Annotated in this window: 21 protein-coding genes; 10 read left to right on the top strand and 11 right to left on the bottom strand. The window is 66.7% G+C overall.

What is annotated here, in order from left to right:
- Positions 1 to 86: 86 nt before the first annotated feature.
- From KB874_RS01280 to KB874_RS01265, 4 genes are read right to left on the bottom strand one after another with little or no spacing between them, the layout of a single operon-like run.
- Positions 87 to 1,169, bottom strand: a complete 1,083-nt coding sequence (locus KB874_RS01280; protein WP_212534725.1) for a methyltetrahydrofolate cobalamin methyltransferase — start codon at positions 1,167 to 1,169, stop codon at positions 87 to 89.
- Complete coding sequence (locus tag KB874_RS01275; protein WP_212534724.1) at positions 1,166 to 1,828, bottom strand: HAD family hydrolase; 663 nt, start codon at positions 1,826 to 1,828, stop codon at positions 1,166 to 1,168. Before KB874_RS01275 ends, KB874_RS01280 begins: the two co-directional genes overlap by 4 nt.
- Positions 1,825 to 2,751, bottom strand: a complete 927-nt coding sequence (locus KB874_RS01270) for a methylenetetrahydrofolate reductase (RefSeq protein ID WP_212534723.1) — start codon at positions 2,749 to 2,751, stop codon at positions 1,825 to 1,827. Before KB874_RS01270 ends, KB874_RS01275 begins: the two co-directional genes overlap by 4 nt.
- Before the next feature lie 34 nt (positions 2,752 to 2,785).
- Complete coding sequence (locus tag KB874_RS01265) at positions 2,786 to 3,082, bottom strand: virulence factor (RefSeq protein WP_212534722.1); 297 nt, start codon at positions 3,080 to 3,082, stop codon at positions 2,786 to 2,788.
- 215 nt (positions 3,083 to 3,297) lie between these two features.
- Here KB874_RS01265 and KB874_RS01260 point away from each other — a divergent pair, with 215 nt between their 5' ends.
- From KB874_RS01260 to KB874_RS01250, 3 genes are all read left to right on the top strand, one after another.
- A complete protein-coding gene (locus KB874_RS01260; protein WP_212534721.1) occupies positions 3,298 to 3,990 on the top strand; it encodes a sulfotransferase family 2 domain-containing protein in 693 nt (230 codons plus the stop codon).
- A 37-nt stretch (positions 3,991 to 4,027) separates the two neighbouring features.
- Positions 4,028 to 5,140, top strand: coding sequence for a Ppx/GppA phosphatase family protein (locus tag KB874_RS01255; RefSeq protein ID WP_212534720.1), 1,113 nt, complete (start codon positions 4,028 to 4,030; stop codon positions 5,138 to 5,140).
- A 77-nt stretch (positions 5,141 to 5,217) separates the two neighbouring features.
- On the top strand, positions 5,218 to 5,928 hold the full coding sequence (locus KB874_RS01250; RefSeq protein WP_212534719.1) for an RlmE family RNA methyltransferase: 711 nt from the start codon (positions 5,218 to 5,220) through the stop codon (positions 5,926 to 5,928).
- On the opposite strand, the gene KB874_RS01245 is transcribed toward KB874_RS01250, so the two are convergent.
- A complete protein-coding gene (locus KB874_RS01245) occupies positions 5,925 to 6,107 on the bottom strand; it encodes a hypothetical protein (RefSeq protein WP_212534718.1) in 183 nt (60 codons plus the stop codon). The two genes, KB874_RS01250 and KB874_RS01245, sit on opposite strands and share 4 nt — an antisense overlap.
- A 142-nt stretch (positions 6,108 to 6,249) precedes the next feature.
- On the opposite strand from KB874_RS01245, the gene KB874_RS01240 reads away from it, so the two are divergent.
- From KB874_RS01240 to KB874_RS01230, 3 genes are read left to right on the top strand one after another with little or no spacing between them, the layout of a single operon-like run.
- Complete coding sequence (locus KB874_RS01240; RefSeq protein ID WP_212534717.1) at positions 6,250 to 6,876, top strand: GDSL-type esterase/lipase family protein; 627 nt, start codon at positions 6,250 to 6,252, stop codon at positions 6,874 to 6,876.
- Positions 6,873 to 7,316, top strand: a complete 444-nt coding sequence (locus KB874_RS01235; protein ID WP_212534716.1) for a lipocalin/fatty acid-binding family protein — start codon at positions 6,873 to 6,875, stop codon at positions 7,314 to 7,316. Before KB874_RS01240 ends, KB874_RS01235 begins: the two co-directional genes overlap by 4 nt.
- Positions 7,313 to 8,725 (top strand): carnitine 3-dehydrogenase, encoded by a 1,413-nt coding sequence (locus KB874_RS01230; RefSeq protein ID WP_212534715.1) that lies wholly within the window; start codon positions 7,313 to 7,315, stop codon positions 8,723 to 8,725. Before KB874_RS01235 ends, KB874_RS01230 begins: the two co-directional genes overlap by 4 nt.
- Here the strand turns inward: KB874_RS01230 and KB874_RS01225 are convergent.
- Positions 8,716 to 9,459, bottom strand: coding sequence for a hypothetical protein (locus KB874_RS01225; protein WP_212534714.1), 744 nt, complete (start codon positions 9,457 to 9,459; stop codon positions 8,716 to 8,718). The genes KB874_RS01230 and KB874_RS01225 overlap by 10 nt on opposite strands.
- A 98-nt stretch (positions 9,460 to 9,557) precedes the next feature.
- Between KB874_RS01225 and KB874_RS01220 the strand changes: the two genes are divergently transcribed.
- Positions 9,558 to 10,430, top strand: a complete 873-nt coding sequence (locus KB874_RS01220; protein WP_212534713.1) for a glycosyltransferase family 2 protein — start codon at positions 9,558 to 9,560, stop codon at positions 10,428 to 10,430.
- Here KB874_RS01220 and KB874_RS01215 read toward each other — a convergent pair.
- The 5 genes from KB874_RS01215 to KB874_RS01195 form a co-directional block, all read right to left on the bottom strand.
- Positions 10,415 to 11,302, bottom strand: a complete 888-nt coding sequence (locus KB874_RS01215; RefSeq protein WP_212534712.1) for an alpha/beta fold hydrolase — start codon at positions 11,300 to 11,302, stop codon at positions 10,415 to 10,417. The genes KB874_RS01220 and KB874_RS01215 overlap by 16 nt on opposite strands.
- Positions 11,299 to 11,829 carry a hypothetical protein gene (locus KB874_RS01210; protein WP_212534711.1) on the bottom strand — a complete coding sequence of 177 codons (531 nt, stop codon included), beginning with the start codon at positions 11,827 to 11,829 and terminating at the stop codon, positions 11,299 to 11,301. The genes KB874_RS01215 and KB874_RS01210 overlap by 4 nt, the downstream gene beginning before the upstream one ends.
- 244 nt (positions 11,830 to 12,073) lie before the next feature.
- Positions 12,074 to 13,447, bottom strand: coding sequence for a M20/M25/M40 family metallo-hydrolase (locus tag KB874_RS01205; RefSeq protein WP_212534710.1), 1,374 nt, complete (start codon positions 13,445 to 13,447; stop codon positions 12,074 to 12,076).
- 98 nt (positions 13,448 to 13,545) lie between these two features.
- Positions 13,546 to 13,839: a hypothetical protein gene (locus tag KB874_RS01200; protein ID WP_212534709.1), complete on the bottom strand. Its 294-nt coding sequence runs from the start codon at positions 13,837 to 13,839 to the stop codon at positions 13,546 to 13,548.
- 150 nt (positions 13,840 to 13,989) lie between these two features.
- Complete coding sequence (locus KB874_RS01195; RefSeq protein ID WP_212534708.1) at positions 13,990 to 14,322, bottom strand: 5-aminolevulinate synthase; 333 nt, start codon at positions 14,320 to 14,322, stop codon at positions 13,990 to 13,992.
- 306 nt (positions 14,323 to 14,628) lie between these two features.
- Here KB874_RS01195 and hemA point away from each other — a divergent pair, with 306 nt between their 5' ends.
- From hemA to ispG, 3 genes are all read left to right on the top strand, one after another.
- Positions 14,629 to 15,858 (top strand): 5-aminolevulinate synthase, encoded by a 1,230-nt coding sequence (gene hemA / locus KB874_RS01190; protein WP_212534707.1) that lies wholly within the window; start codon positions 14,629 to 14,631, stop codon positions 15,856 to 15,858.
- Between the two features lie 122 nt (positions 15,859 to 15,980).
- Positions 15,981 to 17,588 carry a helix-turn-helix domain-containing protein gene (locus tag KB874_RS01185; protein ID WP_212534706.1) on the top strand — a complete coding sequence of 536 codons (1,608 nt, stop codon included), beginning with the start codon at positions 15,981 to 15,983 and terminating at the stop codon, positions 17,586 to 17,588.
- A gap of 94 nt (positions 17,589 to 17,682) precedes the next feature.
- The gene (gene ispG, locus KB874_RS01180; protein ID WP_212534705.1) at positions 17,683 to 18,816 is read left to right on the top strand and encodes a flavodoxin-dependent (E)-4-hydroxy-3-methylbut-2-enyl-diphosphate synthase; all 1,134 of its coding nucleotides are present in this window, start codon (positions 17,683 to 17,685) and stop codon (positions 18,814 to 18,816) included.

Genomic DNA, 18,816 nt, shown 5'->3' with positions numbered 1-18,816 from the left:
TCCAAAAAGCATTTTGGCCGCACCCTAGCATGGATGCGGCCAATGCATGTTGAAAAGTTAAGGACAGGTTAACTGTCAGGCGCGGCTCAGCCGCGGCGGCGGCGACCCCCGGTGCGGCCCTCGCGGCCGCGGCCTTCCTGTCCCGCTTTCGGCGGCTGACGGTTGAACGCGATCCAGGCACCGCCGCCATCGTCCTGGTTCATCAGGAAGTTCGCGGCGCGGATTGCCTCCATCTCCTTGCCCGGACGGGGCAAGGTGCTGCCCATGCCGAACAGCGTGACGAAGGTCTCGTCGTCCAGCCCCTCGGGCAGGATGATGCCCGCCGCCTCGATCTCGGCGCGCTTTTCGGCTATGGCCTTGGGGCCGACGGGCAGGGCGATCGGGTTCATGATCGCGCTGGTCATCCCCGCGCCCATCGCCATCGGCAGGAAGGCGTTGTTGATGCCGTGCCGGTTGGGTAGGCCAAAGCTGATGTTGGACGCGCCGCAGGTCGTGTTGACGCCCAGTTCCTCGCGCAGGCGGCGGACCAGGGTAAAGACCTGGTGGCCGGCGGTCGCCATGGCGCCGATCGGCATGACCAGCGGATCGACCACGATATCATGCGCCGGGATGCCGAAATCGGCGGCGCGCTGGACGATCTTCTTGGCCACGGCAAAGCGCACGTCGGGGTCTTCGCTGATGCCGGTATCGTCGTTCGAGATCGCCACGACCGGCACGTTGTATTTCTTGACCAGCGGCAGGACCAGTTCCATCCGCTCTTCCTCGCCCGTGACCGAGTTCAGCAGCGGGCGCCCCTGCGCCGCCGCCAAGCCGTTTTCCAGCGCACCGGGCACCGACGAGTCGATGCAGAGCGGGCTGTCGGTGACGGCCTGCACGCACTCGATCAGCTGCTTCATCAGCGTCGGTTCGACGAAGTTGTTGTCCGCGTAGCGCGGGTCTTCGGCCATCTTGTTGGAAAACACCGCGCCCGAGTTGATGTCGAGGATGTTGGCGCCCGCCGCCACCTGCGCCAGTGCGTCGGCCTGGACCCGGCTGAAATCGCCGCGCTCGAGTTCCTCGTTCAGGATCTTGCGCCCCGTGGGGTTGATACGCTCTCCGATCACGCAGAAGGGCTGGTCAAAGCCGATGATGGCGGTTTTCGTCTTCGACTCGACGATGGTGCGGGTCATGTCATGGCCTTTCCGTTAAGGCGCGCAAGGATCGGGTCCAGCGCGGGGTCTGTGAAATCTGCAACGCTCGTGTGCGCGCCGTGGCGGCGCAGCGTGGCGTCGTCGGCGGAAGAGCGGATGCCGACGGTATAGGCGCCCGAGGCCCGCGCGGCGGCAAGGCCCGAGCCGCTGTCCTCGAAGGCGATGGCGTCGCCCGGCGCGACGCCCAGCGTCGCCATGGCGGTCAGGTAGGGGTCGGGGGCGGGCTTGCCCCGTCGGCATTCGTCGCCGATCACGAGCACCTCGAACCGCTCGCGCAGCCCGATGGCCCGCAACATGTGCTCGGCGTTGACGCGCGGCGCATTGGTCACGACGGCGACGTTCCAGCCCTCGGCCTCGGCCCGGTCCAGCAGGGTCGCGGCGCCGGGCATCGGCGGATGGCCCGCGCCGAGGCGGTCGCGGAACCTCGCCTCTTTCTCGTCGGACAGCGTTTGCGCGTCCTCGCCGGGAAAGAGATGCGGAAAGCTTTCCAAGTTATGCGTGCCGTGCACGTTTTCGAGATAGAACGCCTCGTCGATCTGGCGGCCGCGCTCGGCGAACATCTCGGCGAAGACCGCGAAATGCAGTGGGTCCGAGTGCAGCAAGGTGCCGTCCAGATCGAAGAGCAGCGCCTTTGTCATGCGCTGGCCGCGGGGCGGGCCGCTTCGCCACCGTTCTGCATCGCCCATTCGGCATTGGCCTTGATCCCGCCGAGCGGGAAGAAATGCACCTGCTCGATCAGGCAGTCGGGATGCGCGGCCTTGTGCGCTGCCAGCCCTTCCAGCACCTCGGTCGGCTCGTAGGGCAGCAGCAGCTTGGACACGTCCATCGCGCGCTTTTGCAAAACCTTGAGCGAGGGGCCGACACCGCAGGCGATGGCGAACTTGATCAGGGTCTGAAGCTTGGCAGGACCGGCGATGCCGATATGGATCGGCAGGGCGATCCCCTCGGATTTCAGGCGGTCGGCCCAGGCGACGATGGGGCCGGCCTCGAAGGCGAATTGCGTGGCCATCGCCATCCTGGCGTCGGTGCGCTCGGAGAACGCCTGCTTCCAGCGCAGCGCCTCCATCACCATGCGGTCGCCGCCATCGGGATCGATGTCTCGGTTGCCCTCGGGGTGGCCCGCGATGTGCAGGCGCTCGAAGCCCGCCTTGTCGAACAGGCCGGTTTCCATCAGTTGCATCGAACAGTGGAACTGGCCATGCGGCTGCGATACGCCGCCTGCCAGCAGCAGCGCCTGCTTCACCCCGGCCTCGCCCTGGTACAGGGCGATCCAGTTTTCCAGCGTCTTGGCATCCTTTATGATCCGCGCCGGGAAATGCGGCATGACGTTGAAGCCGTCCCGCGACAGGCGGCGGGCGGTCGCGACCATGTCCTCGATCGGCGTGCCGTCGATATGGGCGATGTAGACGCGGGTGCCCTCGGGCAGCAGGGCGCGGAAATCCTCGACCTTCTCGGCGGTGCGCGGCATCACCTCGATGGAATAGTCCTGCAAGAAGGCGGGCAGGGCGCCACCGGTGCGGGCCGGGGTCGTTTCACGCTTGCGGAAATTCAACAGGGCCATCAGCCTCTCCTTCATGCTGCGGAACATAGGGCGCTCAGGCCCAGCCGTCATTGGCGATCAGTGCCTTGATCCGCTCGGGGGTGAATTCCGCATCCAGCCTTGCCACCTCGGCCGCCGCAACGTCCTGCGGGTCGCCTTCGACAGTATAGGGCTCGGCCTTGCGCCACTCGGCGAGATAGGCGTCGGTTTCCGACGCTCCCACCTTCATCGCAGCCCGGTCGATCGCCTGCTCGAACCGTTCGGGCAGAACGGCCTTGGCGCCACGGCGGCCCTTGCCCACGATGACCTGGGCCGGGATGTCGCGCCAGTAGACGATGGTGACCTCGGGCATGGATGATTCCCCTTCGCGTATCGCACGCAGCATTAGCCGGGCGGGGGTCGGATTCCGGGTCGGAATTCGACGCAAACCCCGCCACGAGCGACAGCCTATCGCGGCGGCGCGCCCGGCGGAAGGCGGGCGCAGTATCGAATGCGTCATGGTCTGCATGAGCGGGATTCACCTTTGGCAAACCGCGCCGTGGCAAAACGGGCGGGAAAGGAGCCCGCATGGTCGTTGCCCTCGCCGCATACCGCATCGCCTGGATGCCCCTTCCCAAGGCCGCGTGTTCCTCGGTCAAGGAGGCGCTGGCGCGGATCGACCCTGCCGTGACGGTGCCCGACGCCCCGACGACGCATAGCTGGCACCAGATCTATCCGACGCGGCGTTTTCGTCCGCATCGCTGGCAGGGGTATGGCGATCACTGGCGGTTCTGCGTGGTGCGCGACCCGCTGGAGCGGCTGCTTTCGGTCTACACGAACCGGGTCGTGCAGCATCGCGACCTGTGGAACAGTCGCCGCTTGCGCGACGATCCGGCGTTCCGAGACCTGCCGCGCGATCCCGATCCCGACACGTTCTTCCAGCAGCTGCCGCGCTATCGGTTGGCCTCGTCCGCGATCCGGCACCATGCCTTTCCGGCCTGGGTTTTCCTCGGCCCGGAGCTGCGCGACTACGACCGGGTGTTCCGGGTGGCGGAACTGGATGCGTTGGCGGCGGCGCTTACCGAAAGGACGGGGCGCTGGGTGGTCATGCCGCGGCGCAACCGCTCGGCCGAGCGGCTGAGTGCCGACGATCTGCGCCCCGCGACGCTGGCTGCGCTGCGCGCGCTGCTGGCCGAGGAATACGACTACCTGTCAGGGGTTTATCAGAATCCCCTTGGCGCGCCCCTCATGGCGCTTGCGCGGTCGGGCGGCGGCAATTAGTCTTGGTTCCAACACGATACCGGAAAGGCGCGATGTCATGGCGCCCAAGCGTCCCAATGGTGCGGGCGCATTTCCCCAACCGGTCGAGAGCCCCGCGCCGTCCCGGCCCGATACAGACGCGCTTTATGCCGCGCTGGACCTGGGCACAAACAGTTGCCGCATGCTGATTGCCCAGCCCAAGGGCAGCCAGTTCCATGTGGTTGACAGCTTCTCCAAGTCCGTCCAGCTGGGGCACGGGCTGGAAAAGTCCGGGCGTCTGTCCCGGGCCTCGATGGAACGCACCATCGCGGCGCTGCGCGTCTGCAAGCAGAAGATCGATCGCCACCAGGTGCAGAACATGCGCCTCGTCGCGACCGAGGCCTGCCGCCGCGCGCAGAACGCCGGCGCCTTCATCCGCGACGTGCGCCGGGAAACCGGCCTGAGGCTGGAGATCATCCAACCCGAGGAAGAGGCGCGCCTCGCCGTCATTTCCTGCGCGCCTCTGGTTTCTACCCGGACCGAACAGTTGCTGGTCGTCGATATCGGCGGCGGCTCGACCGAGCTGGTGTGGATCGACCTGTCGGGTGTCGAGGCGCGCGAGAGGCCGCGCGCCATCATGCGGCTGCATGCCGGGTTCCATCCGCCCGAAAGCCCATTTCCGGCGGCCAAGGTCGTCGACTGGATCAGCGTACCGCTGGGGGTCGCAACGCTGCGCGACCAGTTCTCGGACGTTAAGGACGACTCGGCGCGCTATGCGCTGATGAGCTGGTATTTCGAGGAGCACCTGGCCGATTTTGCCCCCTACAAGGACGAGCAGGCGCGCGAGGGGTTCCAGATCGTCGGCACCAGCGGAACCGTGACAACGGTCGCCGCCTCGCACCTGGGGCTGAAACGCTATGACCGGTCCAAGGTGGACGGGCTGCGCATGACTTCGGACCAGATCGAGGCGGTGATCCGTCGCTATCTCGACCTCGGGCCGGTGGGGCGACGACGCGATCCGCGGATCGGCCCGGACCGTCATGCACTGATCATGTCCGGGTCCGCGATCCTCCAGGCGCTGCTGCGGCTCTGGCCGACGGACCGGCTGTCGGTGGCCGATCGCGGCCTGCGCGAAGGGCTGCTTTACGCGCAGATGTCGGCGGATGGCGTTCTGGAGGATGGTCCGCTATAGGGCGGTGTCGGGACGGGGGCTTTTACCTGAACCCCTGCGGATTTGTGAACCAGAGAAGAACGGACGCGAGGCCTGCCATGGGCAAGGGACCGAAGAATTCGTCGGGGCGCGGGCAGCGTGACCTGAAGGTGCGGGTCAAGACGGCGCGCGGGCGCAAGCTGTCCTCGACGCTGTGGTTGCAGCGGCAGTTGAACGATCCCTACGTCAAGCGCGCAAGGGACGATGGCTATCGCGGGCGCGCCGCCTACAAGATTCTCGAACTCGACGACCGGTTCCGCTTTCTCGTGCCGGGCGCGCGGGTGGTCGACCTTGGCTGTGCGCCCGGCGGCTGGTGCCAGGTGGCGGTAAAGCGGGTGAACGCGCTGGGGGAAAAGAGCGGCAAGGCGGTGGGTCGGGTGCTGGGGGTCGACCTCCAGGAGGTGGACCCGATCCCGGGCGCCGAGATCCATCAACTGGATTTCATGGCCGACGAGGCGGATGCAAAGGTCAAGGAATGGCTTGGCGGGCGCGCCGACGTGGTGATGTCGGACATGGCGGCGGCCTCCTCGGGACACAAGCAGACCGACCACCTGCGGATCATCGCGCTCTGCGAGGCGGCGGCACAACTGGCCTTCGACGTTCTGGAACCGGGCGGCGCCTTTGTCGCCAAGGTGCTGGCGGGTGGCGCAGAGACAAGTTTGCAGACACTGCTCAAGCAGCGTTTCGACAAGGTCGCCAACGTCAAGCCGCCGGCCAGCCGGTCGGATTCCTCCGAAAAATTCGTCGTGGCGACGGGGTTTCGCGGCTAGGCGCCGCGCGGCCCCATCAGCGACCGGATGGCGAACGCGCGCAGCGCCTCGGCCTCGTCGTCGGCGAGGGTTTCCTGCCGGCGGCTGTGGGTGGCCTGGCGGACCTCTTGCTTGCAGAGGGCAAAGAGACGGTCGAAGCGTCCGGAACTTGGGGTCTGAATTGGTAGCAGTGGCAGCATGACGGGGACTCACAGATAATGTCCGGCACAAGCTGCCGCGGAAAAGCGGCGGAATCGGCGAGCGAACTGGGGCAATTGTGCGGCATCGCTTGACCGCGTCCGCGCCGCTTGCATGAGTGGTGTGCGAAAGGGAGGCAGGCGCATGGCGACGATCCTCTGTTACGGCGACAGCAACACCCATGGCACGCGCCCGATGTCGGTGGCGGGCCTGTCCGAACGGCATCCGCCCGGCGTGCCCTGGCCCGACGTGATGGCAGCGGCCCTTGGGCCGGCCCATCGCGTGATCGCCGAGGGGTTGCCGGGCCGCACCACGGTGCACGAGGATCTGGTCGAGGGCGGGGCACGCAATGGCCTCGCCGTGCTGCCCGCCATCCTGCACAGCCACAAGCCGCTGGACCTGATGGTGCTGATGCTGGGCACCAACGACCTCAAGCCGCGCTTTTCCGTCACCGCGCACGAAATCGCGCGGTCGGTGCTGCGCCTGGCGCTGCTGGCGCGGGCCGAGGCCGTGGTGCAGGACGTGCTAATCGTCTCGCCCGCGCCGGTGCGCGAGGCGGGTTGCCTGGCCGAGGTCTTTGTCGGTGCCGAGGCGCGGCAGGCCGGGTTGGCCGGGGTCCTGAGGGACCTTGCCGAGGCGTCGGGTTTCGGTTTCGCCGATGCAGGCGCGCATGTCACCGTGTCGGATTTCGACGGCGTTCACTGGGATGCGCCGGCCCATGCGGCCCTTGGCGCGGCCATGGCGCGGATCGTCGCGGATCGTCTGGGGTGAGACATCTGGCACTGATCCTGCTGCTGTCCGCCTGCACGGCGACGCCGCTGCCGCCGGCGAGCATTCCTGTGCGCAACCTGACGATGCCGGTGGCGTCGCAGGCCGACGCAACCCTCGAGCGGCTGCGCGGAGACTGGGTGGTGGTGCAGGGCGCGGGGATGGCGCCGGGCGCGCGGCTGCGTTTCGAAGAGGATCGGGTGAGCCTGGTCGGTGGTGTCTCGCCGGTGGTGCAGACCGGGCCGGGTCGCGTGCGGATCGGTGGTGAAGAGATCTGGATCCACTGGATCGACGCCGACGGGCGCACCGCCGCGCTGGGGGATCCGGGCGGCGCACGGGTCTGGATCATGGACCGCAGCGGGCGACCGGGCGAACGGCTGGTTGCGGCGCGCACGATCCTTGACTGGTATGGCTACGATCTGGAACGGATGGAGGGATCATGAGCGGCACGGCAGCGATCATTGGCGGCGGCGTCATCGGCGGGGGTTGGGCGGCGCGCTTTGCCCTGATGGGCTGGGAGGTGTGGGTCTTCGATCCCGATCCCGAGGCGGAACGCAAGATAGCCGCCGTCATGGCCAATGCCGAGCGCGCCTTGCCGATGCTCTACGAGGCGCCGATGCCGCCGCGCGGGGCGATCCGTTTCGTTTCGACCATCGCCGAGGCGGTGGCGGGCGCCGACTGGGTTCAGGAGAGCGTGCCCGAGCGTCTGGACCTGAAACTGAAGATATACCGGGATATAGTGTCTCATGCCTCATCCGAGGCGGTGATTGGATCCTCGACCTCCGGTTTTCGGCCCTCGCAGTTGCAGGAGGGGTTGCCGGACGCCAGCCGGATCGTCGTTGCGCATCCGTTCAACCCGGTCTATCTGCTGCCGCTGATCGAACTGGTTCCGGGCGTAAAGACAGCGCCCGAAGCGGTTGACAAGGCGAAAGAAATCCTCACGGGAATCGGCATGTATCCGCTGCATGTGCGGGCCGAGATCGACGCCCACATCGCCGACCGTTTCCTAGAGGCCGTCTGGCGCGAGGCGCTGTGGCTGGTCAAGGACGGCATCGCCACGACCGAGGAGATCGACAACGCCATCCGCTATGGTTTTGGCCTGCGATGGGCGCAGATGGGCCTGTTCGAAACCTATCGGATCGCCGGCGGCGAAGCCGGGATGCGGCATTTCCTAGAGCAGTTCGGGCCCTGTCTGACCTGGCCCTGGACCCGTCTGACCGACGTGCCCGAGTTCAACGACGACCTTGTCGACCTGATCGCCGGACAGTCCGACGAACAGTCGGGGCATCGCACGATCCGCGAACTGGAGCGTCAGCGCGACGACAACCTCGTGGCGATCCTGCATGCGCTCAAGGGGCGCGAGGCGGCGGCAGGCAAGCTGGTGCTCGACCACGACGCGCTGCTGCGCGGGCCGCTGGGCGACGGCGTGCCGCTGGTCACCGTGCGGCGCACGGTGCCGGTCGACTGGACCGACGTGAACGGCCATATGAACGAGGGGCGCTATGGGCAGGTCTTCTCGGACGCCTCCGAAGAACTGATGACGCATGTCGGCGCGGACCGCGCCTATATCGACGCGGGCAACAGCTATTTCACCGCCGAGACGAACATCAAGTATCTGGCGGAAACGCTCGCGGCAGAGAAATTTTTTGTCGAAACACGCGTGACTCTGGGCGCGGGCAAGAAGCTGCGTCTCTGGCACGAGATGAAGCGCGAAGCGGATGGCGAGACGCTTGCCACCTGCGACCAGTTCCTGCTGCATGTCTCGCTGGAGACCCGTCGCAGCTGTCCGCCCCTGGCGCATGTCGCCGAAGCGGTCGAGCGGCTGGCGGCGGCGCATGGCGCTCAGTCGTAGCGGTATCCCAGCGCGGCCTCCAGCGCGCCGTCCAGCGAGTTGCGGATGAAGGCGGCATCCTCGGGCGTGGGCAGGTCAGGCGGCGGCGGGCGATCGTCGACCGAGGGGTTGAACCGGGTGCCCATGCGGCGCGTGACCGGCGAGAACCCCTCGATCCGACGGTCGACGTTAAAGGCGCGGGCGATCCGGTCGGTCATCGCCTCGGGATCGTTCAGGAAGGCCTCGAACCGCAGGAAGGCCAGCGAGCAGCCACGCCGCGCCATGCCGGTCAGCGCACGCAGCTTGGCCGTGCGCAGGGCGAAGAGGTTGGGAAAGGGCAGGCCGCTGAACGGGTCGCGATCCGGTTGCAGCGGCTGGCCTTGCAGGGGCGAGTCCGCACGCAGGCCGAAATCGGTGGGCCGGTCGATGATGCTGACCCATTCGGCGCGGATGAAATCGGAAAAACCCAGCGCCTGCATCGCCGGATGCGCATGCCAGGGCCGCGCGTAGAGCGAGCGCGCCCAGTCCCACGGGTGGCGCACCACGCAGATCACCAGAAGGTCGCGCGGGATGGCGATCATGCCGGGAAAGCCGTGTTTCCAACCCAGCGACTCGACCCTGTCGATGGCCAGGTGACGCTGGATCGTCTTGCGCACGACATTCGTGCCGCTGCCGCGTTCGCCCAGCACCTGGAATTGCCGCAACGGCGCGTCCTGTCGCCGGATGAAAAGGCCGGTTTCGTCGATTTGCAGCACCCTGGCCGCCCCTGGTTGTCGTTTCGGTTTCCCCCGCGCGACGGCGCGCGGTAGTGTCAGACCGAGTAAACAGGACGGCAGGCAGGCAGGCAATCGGCATGAACAGGGCAGCGGCGCTGACCATGGTGCGGGACGATGCGTTCTTCCTGAAGGCGTGGCTGCGCCATTACGGCGGCCTGCTGGGCCGCGAGAACTGCTACATTGTCAATCACGGACGCGGCGAAGAGGTCGCGCGGCTGGCCGAGGGATGCAACCTGATCGGCATCCCGGGCGATCCGCATCCGAATTTCGACATGAAACGCTGGCGCCTGCTTAACAACCTCGTGCAGGGGCTGCGCTGCTACTACGACCACGTGATCGTCGGTGACGTGGACGAGTTGGTGGTGCTCGACCCGGCGCGGGGCGAGACTCTGGCCGAGTTTCTGGGCCGGACGCGGGGCAAGCGGGTTCTGACACCCATCGGACTCGAGGTGATCCACCGGATCGACATCGAGGAGGTGCCGATCGCCGACGCCATCCTTGGCCCGCGCCGCTTTGTCCGACCCGCGCCGCATTACTCCAAGCCCTGCATCCTCTCGACCGGCACCAAGATCGCCCGCGGCGGGCATTTCACCCAGTTCGAGAAACTGATCGTGCCCGAGGGCCTGTATCTGCTGCACCTGAAATACTGCGATTTAGGCCAGTACGCGCAGGCGATGAACCGGCGCAACGCGGTGACGGCGGCGGTCGGCGCGCCGCCCGCCGAGGTCTCGATCGGACGGCACTGGTTCGCCGAGGCGCGCGGCGACGATGCCGTGCTGTTCCGGGGCTTTGCCGATCTGCCTCTGCAGCCGGGCTTCGACCTGTCGCCTGTCCGTGCACAGATGCAGGACAGCTGGAAGCCGCGCGGCGACACCGGATTCTGGCAGTTCGACCGGCCGGAGATGGCTGTGCAATACGAGTTGCCGGAGCGGTTCTACGGGCTGATCTGAACCGAACCGTGGAACGCGGCGAGCGCCTGTGCCGTCTCGGCGGGGAACTGGTCGGGAAAGAAATGGCCGCCGGGGATGCCGACGCTGCGCATCTCATCCAGGCGGTCCGCCCAGGTGGCGGGCACGTCCATCGCGCGGGCCATGGCACCATCCGCGCCGTAGGCGACGAGTGTGGGGCAGGTCACGCGGCGGTGCAGGTCGGCGCGGTCATCGCCGATGTCGATGTCGATGGCGGCGCGGTAGTCGTTGCACATCGCGGCGATGCAGGCCGGACGCCGCCAGCTGCGCCGGTATTCGGCCAGTTGGTCCGCTTCGAAATCCGACAGCTCTGCCTTGCCAAAGCCCAGCAGGCAACGTTCGAAGAAATGATCCGGGTCGGCGGCGATCATGGTTTCGGGAAAGGGCGCGGGCTGGGCCAGGTAGAACCAGTGGTAATAGGCCCGCGCGACCGGATGGGTCAGCGTTTCCAGCAGGTGCAGCGTCGGCACGATGTCCATCAGGGCGAGGCTGGCGATGCGCCCCGGCGCGTCCAGCGTCATGCGATGCGCCACCCGCGCGCCCCGGTCATGGCCGGCCAGGTGAAACCGGTCAAATCCCAGCGCCGTCATCAGGGCCAGCATGTCGGCCCCCATGGCGCGAAAGCTCATCGCTTCCAGCGTGCCGGGCAGTGTGCTGTCGCCATAACCGCGCAGGTCGGATGCGATCACGGTGAACCGGTCGGCAAGGATCGGGGCGACATGGGCCCACATGGCGTGGGTCTGCGGAAAGCCGTGCAGCAACAGCAGCGGAGGCCCGTCACCGCCCTTGCGAAAGGCGATGCGGATCCCGTCCAGGTCGGAAAAGGCCAGGGGGCCGAGGAAATCGAGGCTCATTTCCCGAAGGAGGAGGCCAGCGTCACGGTGCCGAAGTCAAGCTCCGGCATGACCTCGGAGAAGGAAGACGAGGCCGCCAGGACGATCGCGCGCGAGTTGTCGTCCATCATGCCAAGGCCCGTCTGCCAGACCGAGGTGGGGGTATAGACCAGCGCCAGCGCGCCCACGACACCGGTCAGCAGCGCGGCGGAATTGGATTTCTTGCTGCCGCGCCGGCCAACGAGGAACCGGAACAGGTGCACGCCCAGCATGACGAAACTGATCGCCAGCAGCGCCGAAAGACCCATCATCACCGTGTCATGCAGGTGACCGGGCAGGGCGCCCTGGCGCAGCGAGCTTTCCAGTACCGGCTTGTTCGACGCGACCATGACGACCAGGTAGGCGCCGCCAAAGCCGGCCAGCAGCGACAGGAACGGCCTGCGCGGCGTCGCGTCGGCCAGCGGGCCACCGTGACGCTGGAATGCCGGGTCAACGCGCCGGAGGCGTTGCTGGAAGTCGTTCTGAGTCTGTTTGCGAATGCTGCCCATGACGTAAGACTTAGGAACCAAATTGGGCAAAGCTGTGATGCAATGCGGCAGGTTTTGCGGCGGCGCCTTGAATTTGTCGGAAACGATAATGGGTGCAGCTTGCGGATTGTCTCCCAGCCGCGGACGGTCTGCGCCCTGTCCGCGAGTTCGGGCGAAGTTTCAGGACCCGTCAACCACGCCGTCGCCTGTCCGGACCGATTCCCGGGCGCGGCCGACGCCGGGCGGCGGCGCCATGCTGTTGGCCCTAGCGGCTGATCGCGTCGAGGATTCGCGCCCAGCTGCGGATCCCCTTGTGAAAGCTTTCCACGTCGTATTTCTCGTTGGGCGAGTGGATCTGGTCGTCGTCCTTTGCCCAGCCGGCCAGCAGCGTGTCCATGCCGAGGATCGTCTTGAAATACCCCGCGACGGGGATCGAGCCGCCCGCGCCGGTGAACGCCGCTTCGTCCGCCCATTCCTCGCCCAGTGCGCGGCGCGCGGCCTCGAAGGCGGGATGGTCGGTCGCCATGCGGCTGGCGGGAGAGGCGCCGTGTCCGTGGAAGTCTACCTTCACGTCGGCGGGCAACTGAGCCTTGACCCAGGCGCGGAAATTCTCGCGGATCGCGTGCGGGTCCTGGTCGCCAACAAGGCGAAAGCTGACCTTGGCCGAGGCCCGGGACGGCAGCACCGTCTTGAACCCGTCGCCAGTATAGCCGCCGGTGATTCCGTTGACCTCGGCGGTCGGGCGCGCCCAGATCATCTCGAGTGGGGTGCGGTCGGCCTCTCCGGCGGGGATCGATAGACCCACATCGCCGAGGAAGTCCTTGTGGTCGAAATTCAGCGCCTCCCACTGGGCGCGCATCTCGGACGACACCTCTAGCACGCCGTCATAGAAATGCGGCACCTGGATGCGGCCCTTGTCGTCGTGAAGGTTGCCCAGGACGCGCGCCAGAACCGTGATCGGATTGCGCGCCAGCCCGCCGTAATGGCCCGAATGCAGGTCCTTGTCCGGGCCGGTCAGCACGATTTCCTCGCCCAGCAACCCGCGTAGCTGCGTCATGATCGAGGGCACGCGCCCTTCGAACAGGCCGGTGTCGCAGATCAGCGCCAAGTCGGCCTTCAGCGCGTCGGCATTCTCCCTGAGGAAGGGGATCAGCGAGGGCGACCCCGATTCCTCCTCGCCCTCGAAGAAGAAGGTGATGCGGCAGGGCATCGTGCCATGCACCGCCTTCCAGGCGCGGCAGGCCTCGACGAAGGTCATCAGCTGGCCCTTGTCGTCCGAGGCGCCGCGGGCGCGGATCACGCGGCCCTTCGCCGTCTCCTCGATGGCGGGATCGAACGGGTCGCGGTGCCAGAGGGTCAGCGGATCGACCGGCTGCACATCATAGTGGCCGTAGAAAAGCACGTGCGGTCCGTCGCCCGCGACATGGCCCATGACCATCGGATGTCCGGGCGTGGGGCATTTCCTGGCGTCCACGCCGATGGAGAGCAGGTCGGCCACCAGCCAGTCGGCGGCGCGGTCGCACTCGGCCTTGTAGGCCGGATCGGTCGAGATCGACGGAATGCGCAGCAGCGCCATCAGGCGGTCGATGGCGGCGTCGAGATCGGAATCGATGCGGGAAAGGACGGGGTCAAGGGACATGCGCGGCTCCTGTAGCGTTCGCGGCGGAGCCTAGCACCGCCGCCCGCGCTGTCCAGAGCGGGCCGGGGCACCGTGCGGCCGCCCCGGCCCGGCCCCGGTCAGTGACCGCGGCCCTTGCCGCCCTTGCCTTCGCCCGGGCCTTTGCCCTTGCCGCCCTTGTCCGCGCCCTTGCCAGAGCTGCCGCCGGTCTTGCCGAAGGCGTTGCGGGTCAGCGCGCCACGCATCTCGTCCTCGCCGGGTCGGTCGGCGCTGAAGGCCTGGTTGGTCTCGTGGTTCTGCGAAAGGACGGTATCGCCCTCTTGTGCCCAGGGGTTGCCGTGATCGGCCATGGCGAGGCCCGTGGCGCCCAGCACCAATGCGGCCGAGGCGGCCAGGGTCAGAATGGATTTCATGCTCGGTTGCTCCTTGCGATGGGGCGCGTTTCCCAAGAGCAAGATAGGGGCGTCCCCCTGACATATAAATAAGGTGGAATGTGATAATTGGGCGTTCGGGGAGAAAGACGTTTAGGATTCGAGCGAACCGGCGGGCAGTGCGGGCAGGCGTCAGGCCGCGACGATGGCCAGCCCGGCCAGCACCAGGCCCGCGCCCAGTCCTTGCCGCAGGGTGAATCCCTCGCCGATGCCGAAGGCCACGGCCAGCACCAGAACGGTCTCGACGCCGAGGATGGCGATGTAGACCAGTGACAGTTTGGTCAGGCGCATCAGGGCGACCTCGGCGGCAAAGGCCAGTGCGAATCCCCCGAAAGCCAAAGCCAGTCCCGGACCGACGAGGCCCGTGGCCGCACCCTTCATGCCGAGTGTCGCGATCAGGTAGCCCAGCGCGGTGGCCAGAACGAGGACAGGTGCGGAAAAACCCGCTGCGGTCATGGCGAACATGATGGTCACCCGAAAATTCGAACGTGAAGTGAACTGGCATCACTCTACCAAAAGGCTGGTGACGGTCCGAGTCCGGTATCCCTGACTGCCCTGTTGTGCAGGAAACATGTTTCCTTTATGCGCCAAAATCCGTGTGGTGGGGGCCGTCCGCTTGATGCAGGTCAAGGATGCGACCGTTGGTCCACCCCTAAAGAGGTGGACAGACAGAACGCGGCTCTCTAGTTATTCACGAAATTGAATGCGGAGGCATACCGCACGTGGGGCGCTCGCCAAGGAACGACCGGCCCGGCAAGAAGGAGGACCCCGGTGGACTACACCGCGAAGCTCGACGAAGCCCTGAACCGCCTGCACCAGGAAGGCCGCTATCGCACGTTCATCGATATCGAACGCAAGAAGGGGCAGTTCCCGCACGCCATGTGGCGCAAGCCCGACGGGTCCGAAAAGCCGATCACCGTGTGGTGCGGCAACGACTACCTCGGTATGGGTCAGCACCCGGCGGTCCTTGCCGCGATGCACGAGGCACTGGACGCCACCGGCGCCGGATCGGGCGGCACGCGCAATATTTCTGGCACAACGGTTTGGCACAAGCGGCTGGAGGCTGAACTCGCCGACCTGCACGGCAAGGAAGCGGCGCTGCTGTTCACCTCGGCCTACATCGCCAATGACGCGACGCTGTCGACCCTGCCCAAGCTGTTCCCCGGTCTCATCATCTATTCCGACGCGCTGAACCACGCCTCGATGATCGAGGGCGTTCGCCGCAACGGCGGGGCCAAGCGCATCTTCCGCCACAACGACGTGGCCCACCTGCGCGAGTTGCTGGCCGCCGACGACCCGGACGCGCCCAAGCTGATCGCCTTCGAATCGATCTATTCGATGGACGGTGATTTCGGCCCGATCGAGGACATCTGCGACCTCGCCGATGAATTCGGCGCGCTGACCTATATCGACGAGGTGCACGCGGTGGGCATGTATGGCCCGCGTGGCGCCGGCGTGGCCGAGCGCGACCGCCTGATGCACCGCATCGATATTATCAACGGCACCTTGGCCAAGGCCTATGGCGTGATGGGCGGCTACATCGCCGCCAGCGCCAAGATGTGCGACGCCGTGCGCTCCTATGCGCCGGGCTTCATCTTCACCACCTCGCTGCCGCCGGCGGTAGCGGCCGGAGCAGCGGCCTCGGTCGCCTTCCTGAAGACCTCCGAGGGGCAAAAGCTGCGCAACCTGCACCAGGAACGCGCGACGATCCTCAAGACTCGGCTCAAGGGTATGGGCCTGCCGCTGATCGATCACGGCAGCCATATCGTGCCGGTGATCGTCGGCGATCCAGTCCACACCAAGAAGCTTTCCGACATGCTGCTCGAGGGTTACGGCATCTACGTCCAGCCGATCAACTTCCCTACCGTGCCCCGAGGGACAGAGCGTCTGCGCTTTACCCCGTCGCCGGTTCACGGCCCGAACGAAATGGATCGCCTGGTTCGCGCGATGGATGAACTCTGGAGCCACTGTGCGCTGAATCGCGCCGAAATGTCGGCGTGATATCGCGTTCGCCTGTGAAACCTCTTCCATTGTGTTAAGCTCGATTCAATAACGGTGGCGACGAATCGAGGACAACGTCGACCGCTTGAGGCTGGCGTAAACAGGGAAGACGGGACAGGCGGATGATCGGGCGGAAATCCGACAGGACGACCGAGGTGGAGCATGTCGCGCCGCAAGGCTTCGACGCTTTCGACCTGCGTCTTGGCGATATCATGCGGGGCGAACGCGCCACGATGGGCAAGTCCCTGCTTGATGTGCAGCGCGAACTGCGCATCAAGGCAAGCTACATCGCCGCCATCGAGAACTGCGACCCCTCCGCCTTTGATACGCCCGGTTTCATCGCCGGATATGTCCGTTCCTATGCCCGTTACCTGGGCATGGACCCGGACCGCGCCTTTGCCCATTTCTGCGCCGAGAGCGGCTTTTCCGTCGCGCATGGCATGTCTGAAAAGGCCTCGACCATCCGCAAGCCGAATGGCGCCTTGACGCCCGCGCGGCCGCGCGCCCGCGACCCGCTGGCCGAGCCCAAGCTGCCCTTCGCCGCGAAGGATGACAGCCTGTTCTCGCGCATCGAACCCGGCGCGATCGGATCGACCCTTGTGCTGGTCGCGCTGATGGCGGGCATCGGCTATGGCGGCTGGTCCGTGCTGCAAGAAGTGCAGCGCGTGCAGGTGGCGCCGGTCGACCAGACCCCGGTCGTCCTGAGCGAACTCGACCCGCTGGACGGTGCCATGCCGCAGGCCGGGGACGAGGCCGCTGCCATGGGCGGCAGCGGGCCGTTCTCGCCGCCTTCGGGCGAAGCGTTTGACCGGCTCTACCGGCCGCAGGCGCTCGATGTGCCGGTCCTGGTGGCGCGCGATGCGCCGATCTCGACCCTCGATCCCGACAGCGTCGGTGTCTTTGCCGGCATGGCGCCGCGGATCGACCAGACGCCCTTCGACCGCAGCCAGGTGGCCGACGCCGCGCCCGCGCTTGGGCCGGGTGTGACGGTCGTTGCCGTGCGCCCCTCCTGGGTCAAGCTGGACGATGCCTCGGGCAAGCTGTTCTTCAGCGGCATCCTGAACGCGGGCGACACGCTGACCGTGCCCGCCGACGCGCAGTCTCCGCGGATCAACGTGGGCGAAAGCGCGGCGGTCTACTTTGCCCTCGACGGCACGCCCTACGGCCCCGCCGGGGCGCGGGGCGCCGTGACGTCCGACCTGCCGCTGGACGCCGAGACGCTGATGGCGCGCTACGCGCCCGCCACCGCAGGCGCCGACCGCGACCTAGACACGGTCCTGGCCGAACTCGACATCCCCACCTCTGACCCGGTGGCAGCCGCCATTGCCGCCGCATCCCGGGTGACTGCGCCGGGCGTGCCGGGCATGCCCAAGGTCCTGGCCGACAGCGCGCCGGGCGTCACCATCGTCGCCGCGCGAGAGGCTTGGGTGCGGGTCAAAGCGTCCTCGGGTGCCACCCTCTTCGAGGCGATCATGCAGGCGGGCGACACCTACAACGTGCCGCAAACCGAACAGCCGCCAGTCATTCGCACCGGCAATGCCGGGGCGATCTACTTCGCGGTGAACGGCCAGACCTTCGGCCCCTATGGCTCCAGCGGTGCCATCGCCGACAACCTGGCGCTGTCGCCCGAACAGGTGATGCAGACGCTCCAGGTCGCCGATCTTCAGCGTAACGTCGCGTTGGCCAAGATCGTCGCGGAACTGGATCTGTCGCAAACCGGCCAGCAGTGACACGAACCCGGCCTGGGCCGGATCATTCGGACGATTGAATTCGTCCCGGCGGTCGGGCTAGATCACCGGAACGATTTCTGTTGCGGAGAACGCGATGAACCTGAATCACATCCGCCCCTGGCGCAACATCGATCGCCGCAAATCGCGCCAGATCATGGTCGGCAACGTGCCTGTCGGAGGCGACGCGCCGATCACAGTGCAGACCATGACCAACACGCCCACCACAGATGTGCGCGCCACCATCGAGCAGGTGCAGCGCGCCGCCGAGGCGGGTGCGGATATCGTCCGCGTCTCGGTCCCCGACCAGGACAGCTCACGCGCGCTGAAGGAAATCGTCCGCGAAAGCCCGGTGCCGATCGTCGCCGACATCCATTTCCACTACAAGCGCGGCATCGAGGCAGCCGAGGCCGGCGCCGCCTGCCTGCGCATCAACCCGGGCAATATCGGCTCGCAGGACCGGGTCAAGGAAGTGATCCGCGCCGCCCGCGACCACGGCTGTTCGATGCGCATCGGCGTGAATGCCGGCAGCCTGGAAAAGCACCTGCTGGAGAAGTACGGCGAGCCGTGCCCCGAAGCCATGATCGAAAGCGGCCTCGACCACATCAAGATCCTGGAAGACAACGACTTTCACGAGTTCAAGATCAGCTGCAAGGCGTCCGACGTCTTCTTGGCCGCCGCCGCCTATCAGGGCCTGGCCGAGGCCACGGACAAGCCGATCCACCTTGGCATCACCGAGGCGGGCGGGCTGATGTCCGGTACGATCAAGAGCGCGATCGGCCTGGGCAACCTGCTGTGGATGGGGATCGGCGACACGATCCGCGTCAGCCTCTCCGCCGATCCGGTCGAAGAGGTCAAGGTCGGCTACGAGATCCTCAAATCGCTGGGCCTGCGCCACCGCGGCGTCAACATCATCTCGTGCCCCTCCTGCGCACGACAGGGCTTCGACGTGATCCGCACGGTCGAGGCGCTGGAAAAGCGGCTGGAGCACATCAAGACGCCGATGAGCCTGTCCATCATCGGCTGCGTCGTGAACGGCCCGGGCGAGGCTCTGATGACCGATGTGGGCTTTACCGGCGGCGGCAACGGCGCAGGCATGGTCTATCTCGCGGGCAAGTCGAGCCACAAGCTGAGCAACGACCAGATGATCGAGCACATCGTCGCGCAGGTCGAGAAGAAAGCCGAGGAACTCGAACGCGCCGCCGCGTCGGAAACCGAAGCGGCGGAATAG

It is taken from the genome of Thetidibacter halocola (assembly GCF_018224955.1).
In the GTDB taxonomy this organism is placed as follows: Bacteria; Pseudomonadota; Alphaproteobacteria; order Rhodobacterales; family Rhodobacteraceae; genus Thetidibacter; species Thetidibacter halocola.
The sequence above is the reverse complement of the archived record's forward strand: the minus strand, read 5'-3'. Positions and strand labels throughout refer to the sequence as shown.

Bases quoted from the DNA above. Each gene is read 5' to 3' on its own strand.
- KB874_RS01205 (WP_212534710.1), bottom strand. From the start codon at position 13,447: ATGTCCCTTGACCCCGTCCTTTCCCGCATCGATTCCGATCTCGACGCC.
- KB874_RS01220 (WP_212534713.1), top strand. From the start codon at position 9,558: ATGAACAGGGCAGCGGCGCTGACCATGGTGCGGGACGATGCGTTCTTC.
- KB874_RS01255 (WP_212534720.1), top strand. From the start codon at position 4,028: ATGGCGCCCAAGCGTCCCAATGGTGCGGGCGCATTTCCCCAACCGGTC.
- KB874_RS01185 (WP_212534706.1), top strand. From the start codon at position 15,981: ATGATCGGGCGGAAATCCGACAGGACGACCGAGGTGGAGCATGTCGCG.
- KB874_RS01265 (WP_212534722.1), bottom strand. From the start codon at position 3,082: ATGCCCGAGGTCACCATCGTCTACTGGCGCGACATCCCGGCCCAGGTC.
- KB874_RS01200 (WP_212534709.1), bottom strand. From the start codon at position 13,839: ATGAAATCCATTCTGACCCTGGCCGCCTCGGCCGCATTGGTGCTGGGC.
- KB874_RS01230 (WP_212534715.1), top strand. From the start codon at position 7,313: ATGAGCGGCACGGCAGCGATCATTGGCGGCGGCGTCATCGGCGGGGGT.
- KB874_RS01270 (WP_212534723.1), bottom strand. From the start codon at position 2,751: ATGGCCCTGTTGAATTTCCGCAAGCGTGAAACGACCCCGGCCCGCACC.
- KB874_RS01210 (WP_212534711.1), bottom strand. From the start codon at position 11,829: ATGGGCAGCATTCGCAAACAGACTCAGAACGACTTCCAGCAACGCCTC.
- ispG (WP_212534705.1), top strand. From the start codon at position 17,683: ATGAACCTGAATCACATCCGCCCCTGGCGCAACATCGATCGCCGCAAA.
- KB874_RS01245 (WP_212534718.1), bottom strand. From the start codon at position 6,107: ATGCTGCCACTGCTACCAATTCAGACCCCAAGTTCCGGACGCTTCGAC.
- KB874_RS01275 (WP_212534724.1), bottom strand. From the start codon at position 1,828: ATGACAAAGGCGCTGCTCTTCGATCTGGACGGCACCTTGCTGCACTCG.
- KB874_RS01195 (WP_212534708.1), bottom strand. From the start codon at position 14,322: ATGTTCGCCATGACCGCAGCGGGTTTTTCCGCACCTGTCCTCGTTCTG.
- KB874_RS01250 (WP_212534719.1), top strand. From the start codon at position 5,218: ATGGGCAAGGGACCGAAGAATTCGTCGGGGCGCGGGCAGCGTGACCTG.
- KB874_RS01240 (WP_212534717.1), top strand. From the start codon at position 6,250: ATGGCGACGATCCTCTGTTACGGCGACAGCAACACCCATGGCACGCGC.
- KB874_RS01215 (WP_212534712.1), bottom strand. From the start codon at position 11,302: ATGAGCCTCGATTTCCTCGGCCCCCTGGCCTTTTCCGACCTGGACGGG.
- KB874_RS01280 (WP_212534725.1), bottom strand. From the start codon at position 1,169: ATGACCCGCACCATCGTCGAGTCGAAGACGAAAACCGCCATCATCGGC.
- KB874_RS01260 (WP_212534721.1), top strand. From the start codon at position 3,298: ATGGTCGTTGCCCTCGCCGCATACCGCATCGCCTGGATGCCCCTTCCC.